Here is a 6,456-nt window from a genome sequence, read left to right on the forward strand (position 1 = left end):
GTTATTTCTTTTTTCCTGGAGGTTTAGGCATAAAAGGACTGTCATTGTCTCCAGACGTTTCTGGCGCATCTTGTTTTGTAATTTCTCTTAAGCCGTAAACCAATTGATCATCTTGTTTTAATCCGCTTAAAACTTCTACATTAATACCGTCACTTGTTCCTAATTTAACTATTGTAGGTACTATATTTTTACCGTCTAAAATCCAAACCTGAGCCGTTTTTTTATCCTCATTTTTAGGAGATGCTAATGGACTAACAGAAATATTATTTTGTTTTTGATAATTGGCTAAAATTTTAGCATCTGGTTCAAAATTGGCCGCTTTGGCTTCTATTGTTAAAACATCTTTTAATTCTAATGTGTAAATAGAAATTGTAGCCGTAAGCCCTGGTTTTAATTTTAAATTTGAATTATCCGCTTTAATTACCACAGTATAAGTCACAACATTTGAAGTTGTCGTTGCATTAAGTCTTACTTGTGTAATGACACCGTTAAACTCTTCGCCCTGATAAGCATCAACTGTAAAAGTTACGCGCTGTCCTTGTTTTACCTGACCAATATCAGCTTCGTCAACATTTGCTTCAACCTGCATTTCAGTTAAATCTTTAGCAATTGTAAATAGAGTAGGCGTACTGTAACTTGCCGCTACTGTTTGCCCTTCGTCAACTGCTTTAGATAAAATTACGCCATCAATAGGAGAGTAAATAGTTGCATAACTTAAATTAGTCTCTGCTTTCTGCAAATCTGATAAACGCTGAACTACAGTGCTTTTTGCGTTGTTTAAATTGTATAAAGCTTCATCATAATCAGATCTGCTGATTACATTGCTATCATACAAAGTTTTTTGTCTGGCAAAAATGCCTTGTAAATATCTCTGTTCGTTCAAAGCACTGTTATATAAAGCTTTTGCTTGAACTAAAGCCGCTTGTAGATTAGTTTTATCTAATTCTGCCAAAAGCTGTCCTTTTTTAACCACGCTGTTGTAATCAACATATATTTTTTCTACAACACCAGAAACTTGAGTTCCTACTTCAACTTCATTAATTGGCTGAACTGTTCCTGTAGCCGTTACTGTTGTTTTAATATCTGCTATTTTCGCTTTAAGAGATTCTACTTTTATAGGAGTTTCTTTAGATCCTGGAATAAAGGAAAAACAAATTGCTACAATTAAGAGACCTATCGCAGATAATACAAAAATTTTGTTCTTTTTAGTTTTCATTGTTTTAGATTTTAATTTCGTTTCCTTGATAAAAGGATAATAATTGTGTGTATAAAATGTTTAAGTATTTTGCCTGAATGTAATTCTGAGCAGCGTTTGTATAAGTATTTTGGCTGATAACCAAATCTGTTGTACTCAAAGCACCTAATTCATATTTTTTTTGTGACAAAACATACGACTCTTCTGCAGCTTCTTTAGCTGATTGGGCAGAGGTCATTTGTTCGCTCGAAGCAGTTGCATTTTCCCAAGCGGTTTGAATTTTCTTATACAAATCTTTTTGTGCAGTTTGCAAAGCGATTTCGGCTTTATCAATACTTATTTTTGCATTTTGAACTTGCGCTTTAGTTTGATTTCTGTTGAAAATTGGCACTGTCAACGACAAACCTACACGCTGATTGAAATTCAGGTTTAATTGATCTGAGAAATTTAATTCTTGAGTATTTGTGTAACCAGAACCCAAACTTCCTGATAGTGATAAGGTTGGAAGATAAGAACCTTTTGCTATATCAAGTTCTTTCTCAGAAACCGCCACATTAATTTGCGATGCTTTTATTTCAGGCATTAGAGCGATAGCTTTATTGTAGACCTCAATTTTGCTCGGAATTACATCAGGTGTTTTGCTTTCGAGAGGAAATGCAATTTCAAAATCTTCTTCAGGACCTAATTCTAGTAATTGTTTTAAAACCAGAATTTGTTTCGAAAGATCATTTTGAGCAGCAATAAGATTGTATTTATTAGTTGCTGCTTGCGAAAGCGCATCTGTATAATCTTTTCTCGCAATACTTCCTGCGTCCAATCTTAGTTTGGCTCTTTGAACCTCTTTTTCACTTGCTTTTAAATTATTTTCAGCAATTCGAATTCCTTCATTATTGTATAAAATTTGCAGATAAGCTTCTGTAATACTTAATATTACATTGTTTTGCGCTTCTTCAACAAATGAGGAATTTTGGTCAACCAATAATTTATTTTGCTTGATTTGATTCGAAATCTGATTTCCCTGATATAAAGTGACAGATGAATTGATTCCAACACTTGTCGAATTAACTTTCTGACTTACATAATCACTTGTTATGGGATCAATAGAGTTACCGAATGATAAATTTTGTGATGCAGAACCCGTTAAATTGGGTAATCTTGAAGATTTCGATTGATCATAATTTACTTCAGCAGCGTTTTTACTCAATACCGTTGTTTTGATGCTGATGTTTTTTTCTTTAGCGTAAGCAAAACAATCTTCGAGCGTCCATTGCTTTTTAGTATTTGATGTTCCCTGTCCGTAACCGAAAAAGGAACATAGTATAAAACTTATTATTACAGCGACTTTCATTTGATACTTTTTTAATTTGAATCAAAATTCTGAAGTATCTGTAAACTATTGTAATGCAATAGACTGGCGGATGGCTGATATAGATAGAAAGTCTATTTGTATAGATGAAAAATTCTGGAAAAACATAAAAAAACTTCGTTTATAGAATAATTTTAAAAAGAGAAATAGACCTACATATTGATTGATTTCTTAGATTTGTAGTAAGCACCATAAAAAAAATGTCATGCCACTAATTGAACAATCAGAATATAATTTTCCTTCTATTATTCATCGCAACAGACATGTTTCTACTATTTATGCGGCTTTGTTTAAAAAATTTGAAGCCCCAGGTTATACAAGAGAAAAAATGGAGTTGAACGATGGAGATTTTATCAATATCGATTTTATTATAAACGACTCCAAGAAAGCGGTTATTTTATGTCACGGTTTAGAAGGAGATTCCCGCCGAACCTATAATAATAGCTGTGCGGTATATTTTCAGGAAAAAGGATTTTCAGTTTTTGCTTGGAACAATCGCACTTGTGGAGGAGAAATGAATCGTTTGCCAAGACTTTATCATCACGGAGCGGTTGATGATCTTGATGAGGTGGTTCAGTTTGTTTTACAAAAAGGATTCGAAGAGGTTTATATGATTGGATATTCGATGGGTGGTGTTCAGCTTTTAAATTATTTAGGATGGACAAAAGTTGATGAACGTATAAAAGCAGCAGTTTCAATTTCGGTTCCAACTCATATTGCAACAAGTGCAGAAGTTCTTAAACAAGGTTTTAACCGAGTTTATTTAAAAAATTTCACAATTGATATTAAGCGAAAGCTGAAATACAAAGCAGCTCAATTTCCTGATTTTATAAATAGTGATCAGATTGATAAAATTTCAACATTTGATGAGGTTGACCAATATTTTACAGCGCCGCTTCATGGATTTGCAAGTCGAGACGATTATTATGAGCGTGTTTCTCCCGAATTTTCGCTTCAAAATATTACTACTCCTGTTTTAATTATTAATTCGCTCGATGATCCTTTTTTGGGCGAAAGATGTTATCCAAGAGCTATAGCGCAAGATAGTGCGTATGTTTATCTGGAAACTCCAAAATATGGCGGACATTGTGCTTTTCCGCTCCGTAATTCAATGTATTCTTATGCAGAAAAAAGAGCCTATGATTTTTTTAAATCACAGTTGGTTTAGTGAATATTAAAGAAAAGAATCATTCATCACCAGAATTTTCAATTGCTGAAGGAGTTTTTTTTCTGATACTGGTATTCAGATAAAAAAACAATCTAATTGTATGATTCATGTCATATTGATAGCCTGAATATTTCTGTTGATAAACATTCATATAACCAAAATCATAACTCCATTTTGGGTTAATAGTTTTTTTTATTCCAATAAAAAAGCGGTTTTGATCAAATGTATTATAAACAACTTCTTCTCCAAAATGCAAAAGAATTTCATCTGAAAGAACCATTTTCGGCCACGATTTATTATTGAAAACGCTGAAAGTAAAACTCATTAAATAACGAATTCTATTGGTAAAACGCCAATCTCCGCTTGGTTTGTCATCAACAATTTTTTCCTGCCAGCGCTGTTCGTTTCTAAGGCGCTGAAGAATGCTTACGTTTCCCACTTTAGTATTTAACTGCGCTTGCTGGTAAATCCTATTTTCACCTGCAAAAGTACTCCAATCAGGATTTGAAGGTGCAAGCCACATATGAGCATATCCAGCTGTCAACGAAATAGTTGAATTTGGGATATAACTGAATCCGCCTCTTATAAAATAGAAACTGGGATCAGCCACAAAATCATTTCGTCTGATGTGAAAATCGCCAATTACAGCCCAATGATCTGTAAATTTAGTTACACTATTTATAGAAACCCAGGTTTGAAGCTGCTGGTTAATTTCTTTTTCCTGAGTACTTTGTGCTAATAGTCTTAATGGAAGAAAGAAAATAAGAATCCAGATAAGATTGTTCTTCATATTAAATTACAATAGAAATTATTAATTAGAGAATAAATTTCTTGTGAATGGGCAGAAACAATAAAAGGAAGCAATAAGACAGTAAAGGTATTCTTTTTTAGTTTTATCTACCTAAAACATTGTAAATAATGTAATTACATTTAAATAAAAAAAGCTCATTACAATTTCGGGCTTTTTAAATTTTATTTTTTTCTTGCAGTAAATCAAAAATTTAAATGAGAATTAAAAAGTCGTAATCTATTATTTTAAAAATTTATAAGGGCAATGGCGTTGTTTTATTAATAAGAAATTTGCAACTGTTAACACTAAATTTAGCAGTTAATGTTTTTGGTTTTAATATTTAAAAAAAAGGTGAGAACGATATGTTTCTAACCTTTTTTGTTTTAATAGGTTAAGAATATTATTTTTTGAATATATTTTTAAAAATACCCTATAATGTAATTTAAAAAACTTTTACTGGCAATTTCAGTTTCAATTTCGAAGGAACTTTGTACCCTCAAATCAAGCATAAATTATTTTGTATTTTATTGATAGCTAATCATTTAGTTTTTATCTCTTCATACAAAAGGAAATGAGTGCTCTTTTTTGAAACAAAGAAAAAATCGAATTGATAATTTAAATGCTATGAAAAATAAATTACTTCCTTTATTATTTGTGTTAGGTGGTTATTCTGCCTATTCGCAAGTTGTGATAGGAAAACAGCAAACAATCCCTTCTGCACAGTTAGAAGTTTATGCAAAAGACAAAGGTCTTTTGATTCCGCAGATTCCGTTGAAAAGCAGTACAGATCGTACTACTATTAAAAACGGAAATGTAAACAGTCTGCTTGTTTTTAATACATCTACAATTGCAGACATTAAGCCTGGGTACTATTACTGGTATATCGATAAATGGTGCAGACTTGCTATTTCTGATGAAATTGGTACAGGAAACAACGGAAAAAATATTTCGAATACAGTAATTAATCCTGCTGGTAACCTTATTATTACCTTTTCTGACGGAACAACTATTGACGCCGGAAAAGTAAAAGGCGATAAAGGAGACAGAGGTAACGATGGAATAGGAATTACTGGAACCGCAGTTGATGGTTCAGGAAATCTTATTATTACGTATACTGACGGTTCTACAAAAGACGCTGGAAAAATAAAAGGTGCTGATGGAAAGAATGGATTAGACGGGAAAAGCATCACAAATACAATAGTTGATTCTTTAGGTAATCTTATTATTACGTATTCTGACGGATCTACAAAAGATGCAGGAAAAGTAAAAGGAGCTGATGGAAAAAATGGACTAGACGGAAAAAGTATCACAAATACAATAGTTGATTCTTTAGGAAATCTTATTATCACCTATTCTGACGGTTCTACAAAAGACGCTGGAAAAGTAAAAGGCGCTGATGGAAAGAATGGATTAGATGGGAAAGGTATAGCTGGAACTGTTATTGATGGTTCAGGAAATCTTATTATCACGTATTCTGATGGTTCGACTAAAGATTTAGGAAAAGTTAAAGGAATTGACGGAACAAATGGAACTAACGGAATCGACGGACGTGATTTCAAATATGATGATTTTACTCAAGACCAGTTATTGGCTTTAAAAGGAGATCCGGGTACTAACGGTACAAATGGAATTGATGGAACCAATGGAACCAATGGAACAAATGGAGTTGATGGACGTGATTTTAAATACGAAGATTTTACCGATGCGCAGTTAGAAAACTTACGTGGTCCTCAAGGAAAACAAGGCGAAAAAGGAAATGATGGAAAAGGAGTTTTTACATCAGTTTCAGACAGCGAAGGGAATCTTACCATTACCTACACAGACGGGACGACATCGGTTATCCCGAGCGTGAAGGGAGATCCTGGAAAAGATTTCAAATATTCGGATTTCACAGATGACCAGCTTGCGGCATTGAAAGGAGAGCCTGGAAATGATGG

4 protein-coding genes and 1 pseudogene are annotated in these 6,456 nt (G+C 33.1%); 2 read left to right on the forward strand and 3 right to left on the reverse strand.

What is annotated here, in order from left to right:
• Position 1: 1 nt before the first annotated feature.
• Both DM444_RS02035 and DM444_RS02040 read right to left on the reverse strand, forming a co-directional pair.
• Positions 2–1,216 (reverse strand): efflux RND transporter periplasmic adaptor subunit, encoded by a 1,215-nt coding sequence (locus DM444_RS02035; protein WP_111283488.1) that lies wholly within the window; start codon positions 1,214–1,216, stop codon positions 2–4.
• Between the two features lie 4 nt (positions 1,217–1,220).
• Positions 1,221–2,543: a TolC family protein gene (locus tag DM444_RS02040; protein ID WP_111283490.1), complete on the reverse strand. Its 1,323-nt coding sequence runs from the start codon at positions 2,541–2,543 to the stop codon at positions 1,221–1,223.
• A 223-nt stretch (positions 2,544–2,766) separates the two neighbouring features.
• Here DM444_RS02040 and DM444_RS02045 point away from each other — a divergent pair, with 223 nt between their 5' ends.
• Positions 2,767–3,729: a YheT family hydrolase gene (locus tag DM444_RS02045; protein ID WP_111283492.1), complete on the forward strand. Its 963-nt coding sequence runs from the start codon at positions 2,767–2,769 to the stop codon at positions 3,727–3,729.
• A 19-nt stretch (positions 3,730–3,748) separates the two neighbouring features.
• Here the strand turns inward: DM444_RS02045 and DM444_RS02050 are convergent, their stop codons facing one another.
• On the reverse strand, positions 3,749–4,519 hold the full coding sequence (locus DM444_RS02050) for a DUF2490 domain-containing protein (RefSeq protein ID WP_111283494.1): 771 nt from the start codon (positions 4,517–4,519) through the stop codon (positions 3,749–3,751).
• 624 nt (positions 4,520–5,143) lie between these two features.
• Between DM444_RS02050 and DM444_RS02055 the strand changes: the two are divergent.
• Positions 5,144–6,456 (forward strand): annotated as a pseudogene (locus DM444_RS02055) (hypothetical protein); the annotation flags it as partial.

The organism is Flavobacterium ginsenosidimutans (genome assembly GCF_003254625.1).
Classification (GTDB): Bacteria; Bacteroidota; Bacteroidia; order Flavobacteriales; family Flavobacteriaceae; genus Flavobacterium; species Flavobacterium ginsenosidimutans.